Annotated in this window: 17 protein-coding genes and 4 tRNA genes; 6 read left to right on the forward strand and 15 right to left on the reverse strand. The window is 65.5% G+C overall.

What is annotated here, in order from left to right; genetic code table 11:
- Both AWQ70_RS36265 and AWQ70_RS39660 read left to right on the forward strand, forming a co-directional pair.
- On the forward strand, positions 1-289 hold a 289-nt coding region (locus AWQ70_RS36265; RefSeq protein ID WP_174552458.1), incomplete at its 5' end, for a transposase.
- Positions 290-355: 66 nt separating this feature from the next.
- Entirely contained in the window at positions 356-628 is a 273-nt protein-coding gene (locus AWQ70_RS39660; protein WP_157530876.1) for a hypothetical protein, read from the forward strand.
- A gap of 51 nt (positions 629-679) precedes the next feature.
- On the opposite strand, the gene AWQ70_RS36270 is transcribed toward AWQ70_RS39660, so the two are convergent.
- The 7 genes from AWQ70_RS36270 to AWQ70_RS36300 all read right to left on the reverse strand — a co-directional run bounded on the left by AWQ70_RS36270 (position 680) and on the right by AWQ70_RS36300 (position 6,481).
- The gene (locus tag AWQ70_RS36270; protein ID WP_067186648.1) at positions 680-1,045 is read right to left on the reverse strand and encodes a DsrE family protein; all 366 of its coding nucleotides are present in this window, start codon (positions 1,043-1,045) and stop codon (positions 680-682) included.
- Positions 1,046-1,192: 147 nt separating this feature from the next.
- The gene (locus AWQ70_RS36275) at positions 1,193-1,720 is read right to left on the reverse strand and encodes a carboxymuconolactone decarboxylase family protein (RefSeq protein ID WP_218004784.1); all 528 of its coding nucleotides are present in this window, start codon (positions 1,718-1,720) and stop codon (positions 1,193-1,195) included.
- Positions 1,721-1,859: 139 nt separating this feature from the next.
- The gene (locus tag AWQ70_RS42205; protein ID WP_169808799.1) at positions 1,860-4,445 is read right to left on the reverse strand and encodes an AAA family ATPase; all 2,586 of its coding nucleotides are present in this window, start codon (positions 4,443-4,445) and stop codon (positions 1,860-1,862) included.
- Between the two features lie 70 nt (positions 4,446-4,515).
- Positions 4,516-4,589: transfer RNA gene (locus AWQ70_RS36285), tRNA-Phe, on the reverse strand.
- A gap of 19 nt (positions 4,590-4,608) precedes the next feature.
- A tRNA-Asp gene (locus AWQ70_RS36290) sits at positions 4,609-4,683 on the reverse strand.
- A 105-nt stretch (positions 4,684-4,788) separates the two neighbouring features.
- Positions 4,789-4,861, reverse strand: a tRNA-Glu gene (locus AWQ70_RS36295).
- A gap of 9 nt (positions 4,862-4,870) precedes the next feature.
- Entirely contained in the window at positions 4,871-6,481 is a 1,611-nt protein-coding gene (locus AWQ70_RS36300) for a metallophosphoesterase family protein (RefSeq protein WP_067186630.1), read from the reverse strand.
- Between the two features lie 172 nt (positions 6,482-6,653).
- Between AWQ70_RS36300 and AWQ70_RS36305 the strand changes: the two genes are divergently transcribed.
- Both AWQ70_RS36305 and AWQ70_RS36310 read left to right on the forward strand, forming a co-directional pair.
- Positions 6,654-6,995, forward strand: coding sequence for a metallopeptidase family protein (locus AWQ70_RS36305; protein WP_067136378.1), 342 nt, complete (start codon positions 6,654-6,656; stop codon positions 6,993-6,995).
- 88 nt (positions 6,996-7,083) lie between these two features.
- Positions 7,084-8,367, forward strand: coding sequence for an MFS transporter (locus tag AWQ70_RS36310; protein ID WP_067186632.1), 1,284 nt, complete (start codon positions 7,084-7,086; stop codon positions 8,365-8,367).
- A 1-nt stretch (position 8,368) separates the two neighbouring features.
- Here the strand turns inward: AWQ70_RS36310 and AWQ70_RS40805 are convergent, their stop codons facing one another.
- Positions 8,369-8,794: a PspC domain-containing protein gene (locus tag AWQ70_RS40805; protein ID WP_067186634.1), complete on the reverse strand. Its 426-nt coding sequence runs from the start codon at positions 8,792-8,794 to the stop codon at positions 8,369-8,371.
- Positions 8,795-8,880: 86 nt separating this feature from the next.
- On the opposite strand from AWQ70_RS40805, the gene AWQ70_RS36320 reads away from it, so the two are divergent.
- Positions 8,881-10,038: an acyl-CoA dehydrogenase family protein gene (locus AWQ70_RS36320; protein ID WP_067186636.1), complete on the forward strand. Its 1,158-nt coding sequence runs from the start codon at positions 8,881-8,883 to the stop codon at positions 10,036-10,038.
- Positions 10,039-10,107: 69 nt separating this feature from the next.
- Positions 10,108-10,182 (forward strand) — tRNA-Lys (locus tag AWQ70_RS36325).
- A gap of 364 nt (positions 10,183-10,546) precedes the next feature.
- Here AWQ70_RS36325 and AWQ70_RS36330 read toward each other — a convergent pair.
- The 7 genes from AWQ70_RS36330 to AWQ70_RS38385 all read right to left on the reverse strand — a co-directional run.
- Positions 10,547-10,966: an integrase core domain-containing protein gene (locus AWQ70_RS36330; protein ID WP_218004785.1), complete on the reverse strand. Its 420-nt coding sequence runs from the start codon at positions 10,964-10,966 to the stop codon at positions 10,547-10,549.
- A gap of 250 nt (positions 10,967-11,216) precedes the next feature.
- Complete coding sequence (locus AWQ70_RS39665) at positions 11,217-11,699, reverse strand: hypothetical protein (protein ID WP_157530878.1); 483 nt, start codon at positions 11,697-11,699, stop codon at positions 11,217-11,219.
- Between the two features lie 36 nt (positions 11,700-11,735).
- A complete protein-coding gene (locus AWQ70_RS38380) occupies positions 11,736-18,107 on the reverse strand; it encodes an RHS repeat-associated core domain-containing protein (RefSeq protein ID WP_157530880.1) in 6,372 nt (2,123 codons plus the stop codon).
- A 773-nt stretch (positions 18,108-18,880) separates the two neighbouring features.
- The gene (locus AWQ70_RS36340) at positions 18,881-20,539 is read right to left on the reverse strand and encodes a tyrosine-type recombinase/integrase (protein WP_067186641.1); all 1,659 of its coding nucleotides are present in this window, start codon (positions 20,537-20,539) and stop codon (positions 18,881-18,883) included.
- 6 nt (positions 20,540-20,545) lie between these two features.
- Complete coding sequence (locus tag AWQ70_RS36345) at positions 20,546-20,785, reverse strand: helix-turn-helix domain-containing protein (RefSeq protein WP_067186644.1); 240 nt, start codon at positions 20,783-20,785, stop codon at positions 20,546-20,548.
- 226 nt (positions 20,786-21,011) lie between these two features.
- Entirely contained in the window at positions 21,012-21,314 is a 303-nt protein-coding gene (locus tag AWQ70_RS36350; RefSeq protein ID WP_067186646.1) for a hypothetical protein, read from the reverse strand.
- A gap of 124 nt (positions 21,315-21,438) precedes the next feature.
- Positions 21,439-21,846, reverse strand: a 408-nt coding sequence (locus tag AWQ70_RS38385; protein WP_157530882.1) for an IS5 family transposase, incomplete at its 5' end; no start/stop codon positions are given.

The raw sequence follows: 21,846 nt of genomic DNA on the forward strand, positions 1-21,846 counted from the left end.
CTTCGCCGACTTCCCCTCCCAGCACTGGAAGAAGATCTGGTCGACCAATCCCCTGGAACGGCTCAACCGGGAGATCAAACGCCGATCCGACGTCGTCGGGGTCTTCCCCAACCCCGCAGCCCTCGCCCGCCTAGCAGGCGCGGTGCTGGCCGAACATCACGATGAATGGCAGGTCAGCGACCGCCGCTACCTCTCGGAGGGATCGATGGCCCAACTCGCCGCACCGACCAGCGAGCCGAGCGGAGATATGAGCGAACCGCTGGCGCCGACCGCGCTGGCCGCGTCATAGTCACAACGTTCCGATACAACTCGCCGACCTCACATGATCGGCTGGAGTTACACCATTCAGCGGGACGTGACCATCAACCTGCTGACGCTGTTCGCGCTGGTGCCGGTGCCGTGGGCGAGCAAGGCCATGGGCAGGAGCCATGGTCACTCGGTGGTCGCGCACAAAAGAAAACGCCCTGGTCATCTGATCGTGACCTGGGCGTTTGGGCTGTTCAGAGAGTGTGGTCAGGGGCAGGGTCGTACTGCCGACCTTCCGCTTTTCAGCTGTGGCAGTCGCCCTGCCATCTATCCGGGATCCGGGAGTGGAGGGCGCCTGATGGCGCCCGGCGTATGTCTCTGACAGAGGACGTTGCCGTCAAGGTTGCCGTCGGCATCACCGGCAGGGAACTGGTCAGTAGCTGAAAGTGGTCGCGCCCTCGTCGCCGATCCACTGCCACATCGGGATGGTCCCGCCCAATTCCGCGCCCTCGATGAGCCGCTGCCTGTCGAGCGCGCGCGCCTCGAAGCAGATCGGGCAGATGAAGTATCGCCCGCCTGCCTCGGCGTACCGGGCTACGAGGTCGGCCAGCGGAGGACAGCCGTCACATGCGACTGCGGTGGCGACGCCGTCCAGGGCCAGCCGGGTTGCTTCCTTGGTAAGGAACATGAGCGTGGGACGGCCCTGCTCGGCCGCGCCGAGCGCGACCAGGAACGCCACAGTGACCCGCTCAGGGTCCTCCAGTCCGGTTGTCAGGCTGATGACAGCTTTCCCGGCCATGATCTTCTCCTTGTCCTTCGTCGAGGGCATGTGTCGGTGCCAGTGAGTCAGGGAGCGGGTAGCGGTCCACCACGCCGTCGGCGAACCTGCCCGCTCGGCGCCGGGGACGGTCGGTGGAAGTCATCGGGACATCCGGAGCGGATTGAGCTACGAGCCACCTGCGTCATCCCGCTGGCGGGAAAAGGCCTCATCGGTTGCCCCGACGGCCGCCCGGACACCTGGGGGCAGCTCGCGGAAGACCGGATCCGGGACGGCGCCGACCGCGGACAGGACGCCGCTGAAGAACCGGCGCAGACAGACCGCAAGGACGATCTGGAAGATGTCGGCATCGGCCAGGCCGTGCCCGCGCAGGACCGCGATGTCCCCCTCGGTCACGCCGGCGGGATCGGCGGCGACGCGGTCCGCGAAGTCCATGGCCGCCACATCCACCGGCGCCAGCCCCGCATCGTGATGGTCAGCCATGATCGCCCGCAGGGCCACGTCATCGTAGAACCGCTCAAGCAGCGCGGCCGCGTGCGCGAGACCGCAGTACGTGGAACCGAGGCGACGGGCGGCTGTCAGGGTGACCAGTTCGTACCGACGCGGGTCCATACCGGCCCTGACCGCCTCCCCGAGCCGCAGCCATGCGTGGTAGACCTCGGGCCGCAGCGCCAGCACCCTCAGATAGTTGGGCACGTATCCCCGGGCGGACCGCTCAGCTTCGTAAAGGGGTGATTCGCCAGGTGTGCTGAGATAACTCATGTCTCCCCCTTGGGACGGCATCTCAGCGCAGAACGGTAGGTCCTCGCGACGATCCGCGATTGGGGAGAATTCCCTATTTTGCGGGCTTCCGGACCAGGTTCAGCCGGTGCGCCGCAGCAACCGCCTGGCCCCGGTTGGCCACACCGAGCTTGTCCAGCACCGCGGAAACGTGGTGGTCGACGGTTTTGACCGACAACGACAGGTGACCGGCTATCTCGGCATTGGACAGCCCTTCGGCCAGCAGCGCGAGCACCTCCGCCTGGCGCAGCGTTAGGCCGCCGGGGTTGGCGGCCGTCGTCCGGCGAGGGCCACGCGGCACCTGAGTGAAACCACGCCTTCTCAGCTCCGCCCGCAACCGCGCCGCCACCCGCGTGGCCCCCAGCTCGTCCAGGACCCGCAAGGCTTCGGCCGCAGCACCCTGGTCACCGCCCGCCAGTGCCTCAACGCGCATATACGCGGCCCCGCGCCGCGCCCACTCCGCAGCCGCGCCGGCCCAGTCTTCGTTGATCATCATCTGGTAAGGCCGGGTCCCCGCACCGGGCAACCCGCCATCCCCGGCTCGCCACAACCGGTAGGCAAGCTCCCCGATGTAAACCGAATGGTTCGCCGTGACGGCCAGGTCCAGGCCGCGCCGGGCCTCCTCGGCGGCACGCTTGGTATCGCCGTACAGCAGGAAGTACTCCGAGCGGGCCGCCGCCACCGGGCAGACCCGCTGCACCTCACCGGTGCGTTCGGCCTGGCGGGCGGCCTCGTCGAGCGTGACACGCGCCTCGCGTTCGCCCCGGGCCGCCTGAATCCGGCCGCGCGCCACCAGCGCGGGAACCACGGCTACCCCTGCTCGGACCGGCCGATCCAGCGCCGCGTCCGCATCGGCCAGAGCGCCGGCCCAGTCACACCGCACCAGCCGCACCCCCGCTCGCACGCCGAGCAGGTACTGGACGTAGCCGTCGAGGTCCTCTTGAGCGGCGTACGCCAGCGCATGTTCGACCGCCGGTGCGGCGGCTTCGTACTCGGCCAGTTGCACCAGCGAGGTCGCCAGGTTGACAAGTGCCCGGGCACCGTGATCGGCCAGCCCGAGCGTTGAGGCGCGCTCGTGCACCTCCCGCAGCGCCGCGGCCGCGGTTTCATCACCGCCCGTGAGCCGGGCGGTGCTCACGTTGATCTCAGCGTGGACGGAGGTCTCCACGTCCCCCAGCCGAACGGCCAGAGTTCGCGCCCGCTCCCCCCACGAGACGGCCGCCTCCCCCTCGCCCGCAAGCATGTGCAACTGGGACCGGTTGCTGTAGGCCATGGCCAGTTGCCGACCCGGCAGTTCGGTCTCGAGGACTGTGATCGCCCGCGCCGCCGCCTCCCATGCCTGCCCCGCGTTCCCCGCCCACCAGGCCAACCGAGAGGCCCAGCGCAGGTTCTCACCGACCTGTTCGGGTTGCCGCAGATTCTCCCGTACGGCCAGCGCCGCCCACCGGGCCTGCAACCCCTCCTCCGCCAGCCCGGCCAGGTACGCCTGGAACGCGTAGGCCTCCAGCAGCTCGGCCTGCTGCTGGGCCGGTAGCCGGTCCGCGTACACGGCCGCTGCCCGATAGTGTGCCGCCGCCTCTCGATGAGCGCCCTGCCGGGCAGCGCCGGCCCCTGCCACCTGCCCGTACCGTAGGACCGCGGCCTCGTCCCCCGCTTGCGTAGCGTGATGGACCAAGCGGCCCGGGTCGACCCCGGGGACCCCGGCCAGCACGCCCAGCACCCGCCGGTGCAGCGCGACACGGCGCGCAGGCGAAAGCGCGTCCTCCACCGCACTCCGCAGCAACTCGTGACGGTACGACACGCCGTCATCGGACGGCACGAGCACTCCGGCGTCGACGCACATGTCGACCAGGTCCGGCGCTCCCGCCACGATGGCGTCGTCGGCGCGAGTCGGGATCACCGACACCAGGTGGGCCAACTCCCGGGCGGGCCGCGGCAACAGCCGCAGCCGGTCCAGGACAAGGTCCTGCACGGTGGCCGGCACCGCCCGCCCCTCCGCCTTCAACAGTTCGGTCACCAGCAGCGGGTTGCCGCCGGACAGTCGGTAGACCAGCTCCGGATCCCGCCCGGCCCGGTATGCCTGATCCGCCACGCACTCCCGCGACAGTGGCGACAGCGACACGCGTCGCGTGATCGCGCCGGGCAGACTCGCAAGGGCGCCCCGCAGCGGATGCTCGGCACCCACCTCATCGTCACGGTAGGTCACCACGAACAGGACCGGCATCCTACCGATCCGTCGGCCCGACCAGATCAGCCAGTCGAGTGTGGCCTCGTCAGCCCAGTGGACGTCCTCCACGACAACGACCGGGCGCGGACGCTGCAGCGGGCCGGAGATCTCGTCCAGAAACGCCGTGAAGAGCTCCTCCTGCGCGACCGCAGTGTTCAGCCGCTCGGCCAGGACACCTCTGGTCTGGCGGCCGATATCGTGCAGGGGGCCAAGGGCTCGTGGGGTGATCAGCCGGTCGCAGCCACCCCAGAGCACCCATGCCGCCGGCCCGCATCGCCGGACGAACTCGGTCACGAGCACGGACTTGCCGATCCCGGCCTCGCCGGCCACCACCGCCACGCGACCGCCGCGGGCGCTCTCACGCAGAAGATCGCCGAGGAGATCCAGCGTCCCGGAACGCTCCCACAGCTCCATGCGAACGATAGTAAAGTCGAAAACGCCCCGGAGCATGATCGCTCGGGGCGTTTAGGCTATCCAGAGAGTGTGGTCAGGGGCAGGGTCGAACTGCCGACCTTCCGCTTTTCAGGCGGACGCTCGTACCAACTGAGCTACCTGACCCGACGGCTTCCGCCGTGAGCGGTCCTGACGGGACTTGAACCCGCGACCTCCACCTTGACAGGGTGGCGAGCACTCCAAACTGCTCTACAGGACCTTGTTTCCGGAAGTTTTTCGCTTCCGTTTTGTTCGGCTCGTCTAGCTTACCAGGTCTTCGGAGGTCTTCGACCTTCCGTTTCCCCGGTGAGCTATGCTCGCCGAGTGCCCCCAACGGGATTCGAACCCGTGCCGCCGCCTTGAAAGGGCGGTGTCCTAGGCCGCTAGACGATGGGGGCTCGGGGCTTTCACCCCGTTCCGTTCCGTCTTCCGTCGGAGACCTCTGAAGCATAGGGGACGTTTGCCCGTGATGCCAAAGCGATCGGCGACGGTGTGCCGCTGATCGTTCCCGTTGGCGACGGGACGTTCTTCGGCTCGGGAAGAATTGTACGGCCCGGTTCCGGCTCGATATGCCGCTGGCACTGGATCCACTGCTCCCCCAGGCCCCCTACGGTGATGTCGTCCCAGGCCTGGAGCCTGTGGGTGTCCTTGCTGAAATACAGGACCGACGCCTCAAGGGGGGTCGGCTCCTCGTGTTCGAGACCGCGCAGCCCGGCTCCTCCGGTGGACCCCTGGATCATCAGCCGCGTACCGGTGGGCAGCACCTCGGTCGAGCGCCTGTGCACGTGGCCGGCCAGCACCAGCGCCGTCGAGCCGGAGAGCTCCCGGCCGACGGTGGGGTCGTGCACGGCGACGAGATCGGCCGGGACCTTCTCCGGCGCCGGATCGGCGACCGGCCTGGGACGGTCGGGCGGCGTGAGCCGTACGGCATGGGCGCGGCCGAGGTTGACCAGCTCGTCGTCGCCGCCGGCGGCCGGGTCCAGGGACTTGTCGGGGGTGAACCGAGGGTCGCCGATCCCGTAGATGCGCAGCCCCTTCACCGTCTTGGCGGCGCCGTCCAGCACGATCGCGTTCTTCTGCTTGGCCACCGCGCGCTGCGTGACCGCCGAATCGTGATTGCCCCGGACGTACACGTACGGGACGCCCAGCTTGCCGATCTCCGCGACGTACGTGTTCTCGGCCCGGGTCCCGTGGTCGCTGATGTCACCCGTGTCCACGATCATGTCGATCTTGAACTGCTCCTTGAGCGAACGGATGACGTTCCAGCCGACGGGGTTGATGTGCAGATCGGAGACGTGCAGGACCCTGATCGTGCCCGGGTCGGGGTTGTAGATCGGCAGTGTGGATCCCGCCTCGTACAACTGGGAGACGTTGGTGACCAGCTTGGCGAGCTGGCCGCGGTACTCGTCGAACCTGGTCACGATCGACTCCGCGCTGCCGATGAGCGACGGGACGCCGGTGAGCAGACCCGTGTAGCGGGGTTCGGAGACGGAACGCGGGTTGAACGTCAGGACCGACACCCCGGCCACCGCGGCCGCGACGACCAGGGCACCGACACCCGTCCACGCGGCGCGCGAGAGGCGGCGGAACACGACCAGGCCGGTCAGGAAGCCCCCGGCCACCGCGAAGATCAACGCTCGGAGGGCCAGGCTCCGCAGCCCGTCGATCAGGTCCCCTTCGATGGTCTCCGGCAGCCGGTCGGCCCACTGGGGGTTGTTCAGGATCTCCTGCGCGATGTCGGGATGCACCGCCTGGATGTTGAGCGTGAGCCGTATCGGGCCCCTGTGGGAGGCGAACCGGAGCGTGCCCAGCGGACGGACGTCGATGACCGACTCGCCCCGCCAGGTCGGCTGGAAGGACATCTGGACGTCCGCCGGCCCCATGGAGGTCTGGACGGAGGCGCCGAGCACGATCCCGAGCCACGCGCCGGCCACCGCGACCGCGACGACCGCGAACACAGCCGCCACACGGCCTCCGAGCAGCCGCCGGGCGGTTCCCTTCCACTCCGATATCTCCATGCCTTCCCTGCTTACCCGAAAGCCGAGACCGATCGCGCCCGCACATCCCCGGGGGATCAGGGATGTCACTTTCCGGATGGCCCCGGCCTTCACACCCCGGGCGCCCCCTGCAGCCGGAGCCCCGGCCTACCCGCACGGCGACATTTCCGTGTCCCGGTGACACGATGGAGGCATGATCGACGTCCCCCTGGACAGGTTCGAGGAGCTCGTATCCGAGGCGCTGGACACGATCCCGCCCGGTCTGGCCAAGGTCATGGACAACGTGGTGGTGGTCGTCGTGGACGATCCCCCGGAGCCCGGCCTCCTCGGGCTCTACACCGGCATACCGCTGACCGAGCGCGGCGACTGGTACTCCGGAGTCCTCCCTGACCGGATCGAGATCTACCGCAACCCCACGCTGGAGATCTGCGAGACGCCCGAGGAGGTCGTCGAGGAGGTCCGCATCACCGTCGTCCACGAGATCGCCCACCACTTCGGCATCGACGACGAGAGGCTGCACGAGCTCGGCTGGTGATCCCGTACGGGTTGCGAAACGCCGCCGCCATGGGCACTGTAGGTGACATACTGAACACGATTCGTACGGGTGATCTCAGCGGGGTGAAATGGCGGCGACCAGGCCCGGTCGGCCACCCGGACGGCATCGCCGTCCCGTCGAGGGGCAGGCGACCTACGGCGAGGTCATCGCCATCGGCGAGTTCCGCGCTCTGTGGCTCGGCCAGGGCATGTCCCTGCTCGGCGACCAGCTCGCCCAGGTCGCCCTGGCCATCCTCGTCTACAACCGGACCCAGTCCGCTCTGGCCACCGCCGGCGTCTACGCGCTGACCTATCTGCCGCCGATCGTCGGCGGGCCGCTGCTCGCGGGCCTCGCCGACCGCTATCCGCGCCGCCGCATCATGCTCGCCTGCGACGTGCTCAGGGCCGGGCTCATCGCCGTCACCGCCGTGCCCGGCATGCCCTTCGCCGCGCTCTGCGGGCTCGTCTTCTGCGTCGTCCTGCTCAGCGCGCCCTTCTCCGCCGCCCGCGCGGCGCTGCTGCCCGAGGTGCTCGAGGGCGACCGGTACGTCGTCGGCTCCGCGCTGCAGAACGTCACCAACCAGGCCGTCCAGATGCTGGGGTTCGCCGCGGGAGGCGCCGTCATCGCGGGGCTCGGGCCGTACCGCGCGCTCGCGCTCGACGCGGCCACCTTCCTGGGGTCCGCGCTGGTCATCGTCGCGGGTGTGCGGCGGCGCAGCGCGCCCGACCGCTCCGGCACCCGTCTCTCGATGTGGACCATGACCCGGGCCGGAGGCCGCCTCGTCTTCGGGGACCGGCGGCTGCGCACCCTGGTGCTGTTCGCCTGGCTCTGCGGGTTCTACGTGCTGCCCGAGGGCATCGCCGTGCCGTACGCGCTGGAGCTCGACGACGGGACCCTGCCGGTGCCCGCCGTGACCGGGCTGCTGATGGCGGCGATGCCGACGGGGACCGTGATCGGCGCGTTCGTGTTCAGCCGGTTCGTGGTGCCGTCGGCGCGGCTGCGGGCGATGGGGTGGATGGCGATGCTGACCTGCGCGCCGCTCATCGGGTGCGCGATGCGCCCCCCGCTCGCCGGCGTGCTGCTTCTCTGGGTCCTGTCGGGGATCGGCGGCGCCTACCAGCTCGCGGCGAACGCGGCCTTCGTGCAGTGTGTCCCGGCCGATCGGCGCGGCCAGGCGTTCGGGATCGTCCAGTCGGGCCTGCTGGCGGCCCAGGGCATCGGCATCCTGGTCGGAGGCGCCGTCGCCCAGGAACTCGGTCCGGAGCCGGTGGTCGCCCTGGCCGGAGCGGCCGGACTCTCCCTCGCGGCATGGCTGGCCATGGCCTGGACCGAGTCCCGTACGGAGTTCGTCGCCGAGGCCCGGGCGGCGTGACTCACGCCTGGGGCCCCTGCGGCTCCTGCGGGTTCGACGACGGGCGGGGCTGGGCGTAGGGGTGCTGCTGGTAGCCGCCGTCCTGCCGGTACGGCTCGGCCGGCTGGCGGACCGGCTGCGACCAGGCCTGCTGGGCGCGGTCCCACCTGGTCTTGGCGTCCTGCCAGACCTGGCCGTCCTTGTTCTTGCCGACCAGGTCCTGGACGATGGAGGAGTTCTTGTCCTCCTCGGGGATGAGCAGCCAGGCGACCGCGTAGATGCCGACGCCGAGGCCGCCGAAGAACGTCGCGACGGCGAGGGCCACCCGGAGGATGTTCGGGTCCACGCCGATGTGCTCGCCGACGCCGGAGCACACGCCGGCCACGAGCCTTCCGTTCTTGGTCCGCCGCAGCTGCCTGGCCGAACTGTTGGTGTGTGTCTCGTTCATGTCTCCAGCGTGCCTCTTTCGTCCGCGTCGGTGTATCGGGATTCCCCCTGGCCCAACCCCGGTTCGGCCCCGATACGCTGACAGCCATGGACGACCTGCTGCACCTCGACGACCAACTCACCCCCGAACAACGCATGATCAGGGATGCCGTACGGGCCTTCGTCGCCGACCGCATCCTTCCGGACGTCGCGGAGTGGTTCGAAGAGGGCGTCTTCCCCGGACGCGAGCTCGCGTCCGAGCTCGGCTCGCTCGGCGTGCTCGGCATGCACCTCGACGGGTACGGCTGCGCCGGCCTCGATGCCGTCTCGTACGGCGTGGCCTGCCGCGAGCTGGAGGCGGGCGACTCGGGGCTGCGGTCGTTCGTGTCCGTGCAGGGGTCGCTGGCCATGTTCCCGATCTGGAAGTACGGGTCCGAGGAGCAGAAGCAGGAGTGGCTGCCGCGCATGGCCGCAGGGGAGGCCATCGGGTGCTTCGGCCTGACCGAGCCCGACCAGGGGTCCGATCCGGCGGGGATGCGCACCAACGCCAAGCAGGACCCGTCCGGCGACTGGATCCTCAACGGCGCGAAGATGTGGATCACGAACGGCTCCATCTCCGACGTGGCCGTCGTGTGGGCGCAGACGGACGGCGGCATCCGCGGCTTCGTCGTCCCGACCGACACCCCCGGGTTCTCCGCCCCCGAGATCCACAAGAAGATGTCGCTCCGCGCCTCGGTGACGTCCTCGTTGTACTTCGACGACGTCCGCCTGCCGGCGTCGGCCGTGCTCCCGGGTGTGACCGGGCTGCGGGGCCCGCTGTCGTGCCTGAGCGAGGCCCGGTTCGGCATCCTGTGGGGCGTCATCGGCGCGGGCCGCGCCTGCCTGGAGTCCGCCGTCGACTACGCCAAGACGCGCCTGCAGTTCGGCAAGCCCATCGGGGCGTTCCAGCTCACCCAGGAGAAGCTGGCCTGGATGGCCGTCGCGCTCGAACAGGCCGGGCTCACCGCCCTGCACCTCGGCCGGCTGAAGGAGGCGGGCACGCTCAAGCCGCAGCAGATCAGCTTCGGCAAGCTGGCGAACGTCCGCGCCGCCCTCGACATCGCCCGCGAGGCCCGCTCCGTGCTCGGGGCCAACGGGATCACGCTGGAGTACCCGGTGATCCGGCACATGAACAACCTGGAGAGCGTCCTGACCTACGAGGGCACCCAGGAAGTGCACCTGCTGACGCTGGGCAAGGCCCTCACCGGGCTCGATGCCTTCCGCTGACCCGTTATCGTGATCGCGGTAAAGCACGTCGCCGGAGGCGGGGTACGCTCTGTACCCTGCTTCTAGCAAGGGGTGCTAGCTCAATGGCAGAGCAGCGGACTTTTAATCCGTAGGTTCAGGGTTCGAATCCCTGGCGCCCCACCACTCCATACCCCACCTGACCTGGGACTTCTCGATCAGGTGCGGCTTCGGATCGAGAAGATGATCTCGTTTGGCTGCTCGTTGTGTGCTCGCGGGCACGGATCGGGCACGTGGTAGATCGTTTAGACCGGCCATGTCAGGGCAGGCCCGAGAGACGATCAAGAGAAGATCACAACCGAAGACCTCTCGGGGCACCGACGCCCGACGATGGCATGCCAGCCGTCAAGGATTGTCTCGACGCACTCTGCTGAACCGACGGCCTTCAGAACCTGCTGACGAATAATCCGCTGGTGAAACTGCTCAACCGACGTTCACCCGCGAGGTGTGCTTCCTCACTGCGCCTGCCCGAAAACTCCATCCATGCAGTTCAAGCGGCGTGCGAGTACTCGTGGAGGACTCCACCGAGCCGGTCGCTACGGCGTATGTTCAAGTCGGCGATGCGCTCTGGATCAGTGATCGGATCCGGCACGGCGCGCAGTGGGGCTGCCTGGGCCAGGGCTTGATGGGCGCGGTGCCGGTTGTAGAACCGTTCATACTCGCGCACGGCGTGCCGCAGGTGGCGTTTGTTCCACAATAGGCAGCGGTCGAGAAGCTCACGGCGGCACGACTGCACCCACCGCTCCATGACCGCGTTCATCCGCGGCATCCGGACACCAGTGAGCACGGTTTCGATACCGGCCCCGGCGAGGATCTCCTCAACGCGAGCGGGGAACTTGCCATCCCGGTCGCGGATCAGGTAACGCGCCCGGCAACCTGCGTCGTCCAGATCCACCACGAGATTCTTCATCGCCTGGAGCACCTAGTGTCATACGCCTGAAATTCGTCGGATAAGTACTGATCCTGATGCGTATGGGGCATCCGGGTTCGTCTGCACTACCGATCGAGTTGACCGATACTGAGCGGCGCACGGCACTGCCATGACTTGAAAACGGCCAACGATCAGGCGCAACGGTCTTCGATGAGGAATCTGACCACGCAATTATCAGACGAAATCACGGCGGTGGATCCAGGCTGAAGAGAGAACAATCATCGCCCCTTCATTGCGCCCCATGGGCATCTTCATCATCGAACCAGGCCACAACTCTAACCAGGCCTTTCGCTCGCTCAGATGCTAAAGCATATACGTTAACCGGTCGACCGTCGATGAAGCCGGTTACGGCACTTCCCGTTTCTCCTGGATACGCCACTTCGGAAATCTCTCTACCAGAGAGCGTCGACCATCCTTCCGAACGAAACGGATTTAATGAATCATCGATCGACGCCCCGGAGAGCTTCACTTGTATCCAGGCTCCAACCTCTGGAGGATCACAACCACTGTAAGCATCAATAAGCCCGATACGCCGTGAAGGAAGCCTGTCAGCAACAGATGCGACTAGCTTCTCGAGATCTGCGTTGCTTTTAGTGACGCAGGATGGATCAAGAATGCCGAACATCTCACGCATAGGCGCCTTAACTGCGCCCACAAGTAGATATCCGATCGCAATCAAGACCGCAAATCCGGCAATCGTTGAAAGAGCCATGTTGTGTCGCATATTAAACGCCAATCACAGACATTCTCACCACAACTCCCCCGAATTCCACAGCATTTCACACAATCTTTTCACTTGAGCCCAATAGCGATTATTCTTTTCTCGAACAGAACCCGGCCCCTTGCGAATGGCATTAAACTTGGGCTTCCAGAGCTGAGACCACTCTTGCGCGACGGCGTTATTGTGCCTATCTCTTTCGGTATCCGACCTTACTTTAGGGTCACTTAGATCATTACCTTGCTCGTGATTCTCGGCAACCCTCTGAGCAACCTCCAAGCCGCATTGATCGGTGATCGCCACTTGCCAGATGCAGTGCCTCATGGCGTTCGCTTTACATGGCTTACCCTTCTTGCATCCATCACCTTTCAAGAAGGTATTCGTCATCCTCTGGGCCTTATTCGAAATCCATGCCACCTTCACGCAATCTGCATTATTAATCCCCTTGCACAATTCAAATATTTCACCGAAACCGTTCCAGACTCCAATTCCAGGCCCCTTTTTGGCCACCGCCGCAGCTAGCATGCCGTTGTTGCCGTTCATTTCGGACAGGAGATCTCTGGATTCCTTTCCGCTCTCGTCGGCTACGCCCGTAGAGCGCGAATCGGCGATCTGGCTTAGGGGGTTAATCGGGCAGTCAGGATCACCTTTCAGACAAGTAAGGGGGACATCGAGTCGCTCGGGATAGAGCCCCGTGGGGTCGGCAAAGTTGACAGGGTCGTTGCCGGAGTAAGAGTACGGATTAGCGAGTTCCGGCTTGTCGTTGCCGAGCATAGGATCTGTGCTTATGAACCTTCCGATGGCCGGGGAGTAGTACCGCGCATCGAGGTTTACCAGACCGGTGCTGTCGTCCTCGATCTTTCCCAGGAAACCGCGGTCGGTGCCCGCGAGATCATCACGTCCACCGCGTCGTCCTCCGAAGGGCAGGTATTTCTGGTGACTCACCTCCCTCGTAGCATCGTCGATGGACAACTCGGTACTGCCCGCCGGCCCCGCCAGCAACCAAGTAACTGTCGTCTGACCGCCTGTGCGCATCGCGACGGTTGTCCCGTCCGCGGTCTTGTAGTACCGCCTCGCAGTGACCTGTCCGTTCGCTACCTCGAGTTCCATGAGCCCGAGATAGAGGACGGTCTTGCCGACTTCGCGGCGAACCAACCGGTTGCCGTTGGCGTCATAGACCATCTGCGTCGAGGTGCCAGTCGTCGCCTTAGCCAATTGGCCGATTGGGTTCCATTCGTATGTAGCCGTCTGACCGCTCACGGCCTGCGAGATCAGCTGCCCTCGCGCGTCGTAGGTGTACGTGTCCGTCCCCGCTGGCCGAGTGATCGAGGTGACGGCGTTGGGGCGAACCGCGGCAGCACCGGGGTTCGGGTAGTTGAATGTAGAGGTCTGCCCAGAGTCCGTGATCGACTTGATGTTGCCGACGGGATCGAAGGTGTACGCGAGATCGTAGGGGTCAGGCCCGGCTCCGCTCGCGCCGGCCATGCATGTGCCAGTAGTAGTGAAGGCCGCAGCCAATCGACGGCGCTCATCATAGGTGAAGCATTCCGCCTGCGGGATGGTCGTCCCGCCAACAGTCGTGGTCTTATCCACAATCGATGTCAATGACCCGGCGACGTCGTAGGAGAACACATCGTCCTGGAGGGTCGCGCTGGAGCCACCACTCGAAGTCGAGACAGTTTTGATCGCGGTAATCCGGCTGGTGGCCGGATCCCATGTCATTGTTCGCCTAACCTGCCCCGAAGCGCCCAAGCTTCGCGACAGCAGCTTTCCTGTCGGCGAATAGGCAGTTTCCTTTACATATGTGAATCCGCCGCCGAAATCGGAAGTCAACGCGGCAGGGAGGCCGACATCGTTTGTGGTAGCGGTGATGGTCTCAGCCGGAAGCCCACCCGCTGCGGGAAGCTTTTTGGTGACCTCTCGCCCTGTTTTGTCGTATCCCGCCTCGAAGGTATACGTGCCCGCTAGAGGGCCCTCGACGGAAGGAATCGTGAGCGTGGATCCGATCGGGCGATTATCCGCATCGTAGGCGGTCACAGCATCCGTGTACGGGTGACCATCGGTCCATCGTGTGGCCGACGTGAGCTGGCCTTTGACGAGGGTGTCATAGATCCACTCGGCCAGTTTGGTCCCGCTGCCAGGAGTTCCCTCCCACTGTTCAATCTTCCGGCCTAGATCGTCGTAAACAGTGGAGACGGTGACACCCTTGGCATCGGTCGCCGCGACCAGATTTCCGGCGAGGTCATAGGTTGCCGTGGCGGCCCCGAAATCCGGATCCGTGGACGCGGTTCGCCGTTTTGCCCAGTCGTATGTGAACGTGCGTACGTTGCCGTTCGCATCCACGGTTTTGATGAGATTGCCACGAAGGTCGTATTCGCGAAGGCTGTCCAGCCATTGGGATCCGACCTGCTCGGATATCTTAGTGATCTTCCCTGAGTGATTGGTGGTATAGCTTGTCCGACCACCCAACGGCGGGATAACAGTATACGTATCCATACCGACATATTCGGTGGTAGAGCGTCGCACCTCATTCGCTCCGCCGTACTCTATCTTCGCTGTCTGGCGTCCCAAGCCGTCGAAGACGGTCTTCGTCCACGACGGCAGGTCACTCAGAGCTGGATTCAGCAGTCCGGAACCGGCCGTCGCACTGTTGTATATCGGCGCGGATTTGATCACTTCCAGACCTCGCGCGTCATAGGAGGTGATCTTTACCATGCGTCCGCCTGTCGGCGACGGCATTTGCTCCTCTCTTAGCCGACCATTGCCGTCTTCGAAACTTACTGAGCTAACCCATTTGACAGAAACCCCTTGACCCGAGATCAACTTATCTATCCGAACATTTGCCGGACTGATCGGTTGGCCAAGGCTTCCGTCGAACGGAATATTGTATGTGATCTTGGCGGCAGGCGTTCCACCACTCTTGGGCTGCCCCGGCGTCCACAACGTCACGGTTCGACCGAGCGCATCATAATCGACATTGGTCATACGATTATTAGCGTCACGCATCCCCACGATGCCGCCATGCGCGGAGGACGGCCACGCTGTCTGAACGTATCCAAGAGGATTGGTTCTCGTTATCCCGTTCACCGGATAACCGACGGCGGGACTGTAAGAGATACCTGTGGTCTTCCCCCGGACATCGGTGATCGACGTCTGCCGCCCGTAGCCGTCGAAGTCGCTCTTCTCAGTGGCGACGTGAGTAGCGTCGATCCAATTCCGAACCTCGGTCTTGTTTCCACGTACCGGCTTATTGGTCGCCGGATCGGCTCCCCCGTCATACAAGGTCACTGTCCGACCGATCACTTCACCACCTGAACAATCGTCACCCTTACGGGTTTCCAACACGGAGGGCAATGAAGTTATCCAGTGACCGCTATCGGTATTCCTCGCGTACGTAGTGGTACTACATGCGTTATCAGCCGCAACACCGCGTTCGCCGTAGTCGTTGACCTTGGTCGGCAGCCCGTCAGCGTTGTACTCAATCTTGGTCTCGCTGTAGCGCCAGCCGGATGAGACCTTTTCTCTGGTGACCTGACGAGAGGTGTTGATCTGGATGGGGTCGGCGATTCCAGGGCCGTCGCCGGTGACCACGCGCACGTATTCGTACCGGGTGGAGGCGTCTTCGGCGTAGCCGGTCAGCCCGGATGTATAGATGGGACAGGCGCCCTGATCGCTCCAGTACGTCGACCCGGGGGCGGGAGCCTTACCCTTGCTAGGTGCAATCGCCCACCACTCGTGGCCGTTATAGGAAACCGGCCAGTTTGCCGGATAGCTGGCGGTAGCGCTCCATGCCGGGGACTTGCAGATGGGGGTGGGGGCATTCCATCCCGTTGCGTGCCAGGTCTGCTCCTGAAGTGTCCTTCCGGACAGGACACGCAGGTCATCGAAGGTGTTGTTGTCGAAGTCGGTCACCTGGACGCGCTTCGGCGTGCCGTCGCTGAAGACATCGTCATATAGACCGCGGTAGAAGGTAGAGCTGGTCACGCTGTAGCCGGCGGGATCGCTTCCATCCCCCTTGATCACACGCACGGTGGGGTAACCGCGCCACTCGGTCCAGCTGTCCCACGTGGTCGAGCAGTCCTTCGGAAATCCGGGGAATCCCCAGCAGGGGAACGGATCCTGAATCTTGTAAACATCAGGCGTCTCACCGAACTCGGGAGTCCGCGCCCAGGCGGGCGACCCTACATACTCGTAACGCGTCACCACGTCCGGAGAGCCGGCGACCAGGTCTTTATCGGCAACCTTGGTCACAAGCCACTTGTTGTAAACATTGCCTTCCACGTATGTGCTGACGCCATCGTTGTACTCACCTCGGAAGGCCCAATAGCAGTCATAACCTGCACGATCACGCACATTCGCCTTGGTCCGGGCCGCCAGATTGCAGCCGCTCGGCTGGCCATAGGTGATCTCAGTGCGGCCCCCCAGACCATTTCCAACCGCTGTGATTCGAGGGAACTGATCGGCGATCGGCCCGCTCGCCAGCAGGGTCGCGTCGAGCTGGATCGGCGGCAAGGGGATGCCGGGCCCGCCGCCGGCCAGCCCGACCTGGCGGACGGTGTCAAGCCAGAGCACCGGCTTGCTGAATGTCTCACCCGGACTCGTTTGAATCCACCGGTATCCAAGCTCCAGCCGAGTGACGTCGTCCCAGCCATTGGTGGCGGTGTTCCTGGTCTGCGTGAGGATAGTGCTCAGCCGCCTCTTGATGAAGAAGCTGGGACCGTCGCTGTCGGTGCAGAGCGGCAGGGTGGAGTCTTCGCAGAGCAGGTCCAGGGGGGCGTCCCACCAGGTCCCGCCCGGGATCGGCTGATTACGATCTACCGTGGTGAAGACGACGCGTGCGGTGGGAGCGGACCCGGCGACATTGGCGTTGCTCCCGTAGGTCACCTCCGCCAGGTAGCCGCCCCTGTCATACAGGCGGCATGAGTCGCCTGAATACAGGCAGAAGTTGTTCTGCTCCCGAGCGTAGGCGTAGTCGATGATGTTGCCCTTGGGGTCGATCTCCTGATCCAGCATCCAGCGCCACGTTCCGACGCAGAACGTCGGAAGCCATGGCCACGGTGACGTGATCTTGTCGTAGCAAGGGGAACCGGCGGCCCTGGCGATGTACGGCACCTGGAACGAGGAATCGCGGTGGAAGCCGAACCGGTAGACCGTCCCGTCCTGAGTGGTCACCTTCCAGTACGGCTGGCTGCTGTTGGCAGGATCGGTGCTCGCGGCTACCTGCTCGATCTTCCAGCCATAGTCCTCCACGGTCCGCCAGGAGCCGGAGGTTCCCGAGGTGGCGTCTTTGACGATTCGTGAGGATCGGCCCGCCACGGACAAGGTTAGATCGTTGTTCACATCCCAGCACAGACGCCGTGGGCCGTCGTCCTTGTCGTTCAGCGTGCACGGCTTGTAGCGTCGCTCGATGAAACCGGCTCCCAGGTCCCACCCCAGGCCGACCCACCCCGCCTGGTTGTTGGTGTAGCCGGTGAGCGAGTCCACCGTCGCAGAGGAGTAGTCAAGCGACAGCTTCGGCGCCTGTCCACCAGGAGCGGGCGGCACCGTGATCGGGATGCTGTAAGAGAACGAACCGCCGGACAGCCCGACCTGCCAGGTGCCCGACGGCTTCAGGTCTGTTGCGGCGAACGACCCGGTCAAGTCGGATGACGTCGTCGACGCCGAAGCCGCCAGGACGTATACAGACCCGTCACCTGAATCCGAAGCAGATGACGCGCTTGCCGAGCCGACTCCAGAGCCATCGGCTGCGGCCGGCTGCGGCGCGGCGGTGACCTCAGCCGTCACCGTGCCGACCTTGACGTCATTGATCACCGGGATCCTGCGCCAGGCCTTCTTCGCGCACTCCTGGCCGACGGGAGTCACCAGCGCACAGGCGGGAAGCTCTCGCAGCACGAGCCGCGAGGCGAACCCGCCCGGATACGCGTCACGGAACGACGAGTAGTTGAGAGTGATATCCGTAGGAGCGGCGACCGTACCGCCGTCAGCACGCGTTACGCGGACCGCGATGCCCACCCCGCCCAGGCGCCTCGTCACCGATCCATCCAGCATCTCGACCTGCACGGAGGAGGGCGACTCCTGCCCAGCGGCCTTAGCCTTCACCTTGGAGCCAGTACTCGCCCCGGCGGCTTTAGCACGGGCCACGGACACAGGAAGTCCGGCAACGGCGACCGGCTCCTTGCCCTCAAGGTCCACGCGGCCGACCCCTGCTTTGGGCCACACCGGTTCGGCCCGCTTCAACGGCGGCTGAACATCTTCGGCACCTTTGGGCACCGGCTTGGACTGGATCGGACGACCTTCAACACTGCGCTCAGGTTCAGCGGCGCGCGTCTCTGCGGCAGCTTGCTGTACAAGGCCATCGGGAACACCGACACCGGACACGGACAGTCCGAAAACAACGGTCATCCCAATGGCTGCCTGCAAGGGGCCGCGCCTGAACCAGCTGAAAAGAGCACCCGAAACCCGCACCGCCGTACCCTCCACAACCCACGCGAGAGCGCGCGGCACGTCCAGACCACTAGCGTCGTAAAGCGCAGATAAAGACGATCAACCAGATGATGCTTTTGGGACTACCGAAGTTCAAGATCGGATTTGCGACAGCAGAGCTACACAGAGTCACACAGCTAATAGCCAGCTTATTCAAAGCGAACATTCAGGCACCTCAGGGACATATAAGGACGTCAGACAACGCTATATTGTGACCTACATCACATGAAGGATCGCGATCAACGATCCTCCTACACCGCTCCAAAGCCTCCATGCAGGGCGTGAGCTGGGAGTGTTCTGGGTCGACTACTCGTTGATCTGCCTGCCGAGCATCATTCGACAATCGACGCGACCCTCCAACGACCCGATGGACCGCTCATCCTGATCGGGTGGCTACCGACAGTGGGACCGACACGGGAGTTGCAGATCAACATCATTCCGCCAGCGCATCGGAACGTGCGCATGGCCCCCACGGCGCCGCAGTGCCCGGCGAGCATCATGTCGAACGCGAAGACGTCGAGGTAGCGCAGAGCACGGCGAGCGTTGGTGACGTATCTGTCGCAGAACAGCGGTCCGCCTCGGCAGAGCTGCATAGACCCGGAAGCATGATCCCGCTCTCGGCTCTCAGGTCAAGCGCCGGGCCCGCTGGCGATTCCAGCGGGCCCGGGAGGCAATTCTGGACGGGAGGCCGATCAGGGGCCCGGGACGACGGCCAAACGCGTGAGGGAACCCGTACGGGCCGCTGGTCGTGACGACGGAGCCTGCCCCGGGGTGTCGCCGCGATGACCGCTTCCCCCATCCGGAGACGGCGGCGTCGGCGAGGGCGGGGCGGCCAGGAGCGCGGCAGTGGCTTCGGCCGCCGCCCGGGCGACCTCGGGGTAGACGCTCGTGTAGGTGTCCCGGGTGAAGGTGGAGGAGACGTGACCGAGGGTTTCCTGGACCACCTTCAACTCCACCCCGGCCGCGAGCATCAGGGAGGCGGCGCCGTGGCGCAGGTCGTGGAGCCGGATCGGCGGCAGGTCAGTCTCGTAGCACATCCAGTAGAACTGATCGGTGACGTGCTGCGGGTGTAGCGGCCGCCCGAGTTCATCGGTGAAGACGAACCCGCTGTCCGTCCACGCCTCGCCGGCCTTCAGCTTCTCCCTGGCCTGGCGACGGCGATGGTCCTTGAGGATCCGCACGGTCTCAGCGTCCAAGGCGATGACGCGGTCGCTGGCGTCGGTCTTCGGTTTGCCCTGCACAGGGGTCCAGCCGAGCTGGGTGATCTGCCAGTTCACCCCGATCGTTCCTGCAGTGAAGCTCACCTCCGGCCAGCGCAGCCCGACCGCCTCGCCCCGACGCAGGCCCCGCAATGCGATCAGCCGATACAGCGCATACAGGCGGTGGCGGCGCGCGTAGGCAAGAAATGCTGATGCGTGTTCCGGGGTCCACACCATGACCGGTGAGGGGCGGACGGTGGTCAGGTAGACGTTGACCACGTCCACGCTGCGCCCCGCCCGCCGCTGATTCTCAGCGGCGCGATTGGTGGCATGGTCCGCCCGCCAGCGGGTGAGGCGTTCCTCGGTCCACACGAGTCCTTTGGGCCGGGTCACTGTGGGGAGTTCGACCACGGCGGCGGGGTTGAAGTCGATCAGCCGGTCCTGCTTGATCGCCACATTCAACGCGTGCCGGAGGGTGGCGCGGATACGGTGCATCGTGGCCGGACCGACCGGCTTTCGGTACTTGACCTTCGCCCGCTCGACGGGGTTTCCGCTGGCGCGGGCGGCGGTGATGACGTCGTTGAACTCCTCGATCGCGTCGAACATGCCGCTGATGTCGGAGACCCGCAGCCGATCCAGCCGGATATCGCCCAGATAGGGAATGAAGTAGAGCCGGATGTGCGCCTCATACGACCGCCGCGTGGTGACATCGATCTTCTTCTTACGCTTGAGGAACTCGGCCATCCACTCGCCGACGGTCACGGTCCGGTCGAGGTCCTGGTGGGTGCGGACCTTGCGCCTCACGTCCTCGATCGACGGCAGCGCCCGGGTGTCCTTCAGGACTGACAGCATCAGCTCGCAGATCTTCCGCCGAGTGTGCGGGTCCTCATCCAGCGCGAGCAGACCACGGGCGTGATCGAGTTCGGCCTCGGCGTCCTCCAGCGTTGCGAACCCCTGACGCCGCAGTGGGGTCCGGCGTCGTCCGTCCGCGTGCGGGGGAAGTTCGAGCTGGTAGGCCCACTTGCCGTGGGTGCTGCTCCACCGCTCTCCCCCGCCGCCTGTGCGGCGGAGTTTCGGGCACTTCTTGCCGAGTTGCTTGCCCGTGGCCGCGTCGCGGCAGCCGCAGGTTTTGTAGGTGGTGCCGTTCGCCACCGTCCTTCACCTTCCCTCTGCGTCTTGACGGTGTGTGCCGTCGTCGTGGTAGCCGAGCAACGCCCACACCTCCCGCGTCGGCACCAGGTAGCTGCGCCCGACGCGCAGCACCCGGCAGGGGAACTCGCCGTTCTTGGCCAGCCGGTACGCCTTCGTCCGGCCGAACCCCAACAGCCGCCCCGCGGTGACCACGTCGATCACCGCCGGAAGGTTCCCCAGGTCGGCCGCCCGCATTGCCGGTGTCATCGCACGCCCCCGCACGGGCGCAGGTACGCCGCCTGGACGTGCTGGTGTGGTGTCGTTGCTGTGGCCCGGCCGGATCGGCGCATCCCACACCGCCGTACACGGGCGTGGCGGGGAATGGGGCGGCCGGTCGACCATAGCCGCCGGTATCGACGCCCACCTCTTGGATGCGTGTCAAGCAATATCCGCTGGTCAGGAACCCCGTGTCCCCGTCGCACCGGCACCGTCCTCACCGTTCCTCCCGATCATCGGACCGCCTGGCCTCGGCTGGGTCGGTGAGCGGTTTGTGGAAGATCAGCAGGTCTTCGTGGGCGATCGCGTGGATCGGCACCCCTCGCTCCCACGCCTTGCGTGCTTCATGGAGCTGGAAGAACGACGCCCGGTTGATCACTCGGCCGTCGTCGATCCCGCACAGCAGGCACACGATCCGGTCGGTGAAGACCAGCCCCGCCTGCTGAGCGACGTCGAGGACCTGGCCGGGCAGGTCGACGAGTTCGCCGCGGACCCGGTAGGGCCGGACGGTGATCGCCACGAGCCCGCCAGGCCGCAGCAGGAGCGCGGTCTCGACCAGGATCTGGGCGAAGCCGTCCAGCAGGGCGGACAGGCTCCGATGGGCCAGGTTGGCTCGGTCGCGGGAGTAGGGCCTGTTTCTTGGATCACGTGCGGAGCCAGATCACCAGAGCTGCCACGGTGACGGTGCCGAGGTAGATGTAAGCGCGCTTGTCGTAGCGGGTGGCAACAGCTCGAAAGTTCTTCAGCCGGTTGATCGCCCGCTCGACAACGTTGCGCTTCTTGTAGCGCTCCTTGTCAAACCCGGTAGGCCGTCCACCGGCCGAGCCGCGCCTGCGACGGTTGGCCCGTTGGTCACGAGGCTCAGGAATGGTATGCCGAATCTTGCGTCGCCGCAGGTAGGAGCGGTTCTTGCGCGAGCTGTAGGCCTTGTCCGCGCTGACACTGTCCGGCCGGCTACGAGGACGTCCAGGCCCGATCCTAGGCACCGAGATCTTCTCCATCACGGCCTGGAACTGCGGGCTGTCGCCATGCTGTCCAGGGGTGAGAACCAC

This window comes from Microtetraspora niveoalba (genome assembly GCF_001570405.1).
GTDB lineage: Bacteria > Actinomycetota > Actinomycetes > Streptosporangiales > Streptosporangiaceae > Microtetraspora > Microtetraspora niveoalba.

Bases quoted from the DNA above. Each gene is read 5' to 3' on its own strand.
- AWQ70_RS36270 (WP_067186648.1), bottom strand. From the start codon at position 1,045: ATGGCCGGGAAAGCTGTCATCAGCCTGACAACCGGACTGGAGGACCCT.
- AWQ70_RS42205 (WP_169808799.1), bottom strand. From the start codon at position 4,445: ATGGAGCTGTGGGAGCGTTCCGGGACGCTGGATCTCCTCGGCGATCTT.
- AWQ70_RS36300 (WP_067186630.1), bottom strand. From the start codon at position 6,481: ATGGAGATATCGGAGTGGAAGGGAACCGCCCGGCGGCTGCTCGGAGGC.
- AWQ70_RS36305 (WP_067136378.1), top strand. From the start codon at position 6,654: ATGATCGACGTCCCCCTGGACAGGTTCGAGGAGCTCGTATCCGAGGCG.
- AWQ70_RS36310 (WP_067186632.1), top strand. From the start codon at position 7,084: ATGGCGGCGACCAGGCCCGGTCGGCCACCCGGACGGCATCGCCGTCCC.
- AWQ70_RS40805 (WP_067186634.1), bottom strand. From the start codon at position 8,794: ATGAACGAGACACACACCAACAGTTCGGCCAGGCAGCTGCGGCGGACC.
- AWQ70_RS36320 (WP_067186636.1), top strand. From the start codon at position 8,881: ATGGACGACCTGCTGCACCTCGACGACCAACTCACCCCCGAACAACGC.
- AWQ70_RS36330 (WP_218004785.1), bottom strand. From the start codon at position 10,966: ATGAAGAATCTCGTGGTGGATCTGGACGACGCAGGTTGCCGGGCGCGT.
- AWQ70_RS39665 (WP_157530878.1), bottom strand. From the start codon at position 11,699: ATGGCTCTTTCAACGATTGCCGGATTTGCGGTCTTGATTGCGATCGGA.
- AWQ70_RS38380 (WP_157530880.1), bottom strand. From the start codon at position 18,107: ATGACCGTTGTTTTCGGACTGTCCGTGTCCGGTGTCGGTGTTCCCGAT.
- AWQ70_RS36345 (WP_067186644.1), bottom strand. From the start codon at position 20,785: ATGACACCGGCAATGCGGGCGGCCGACCTGGGGAACCTTCCGGCGGTG.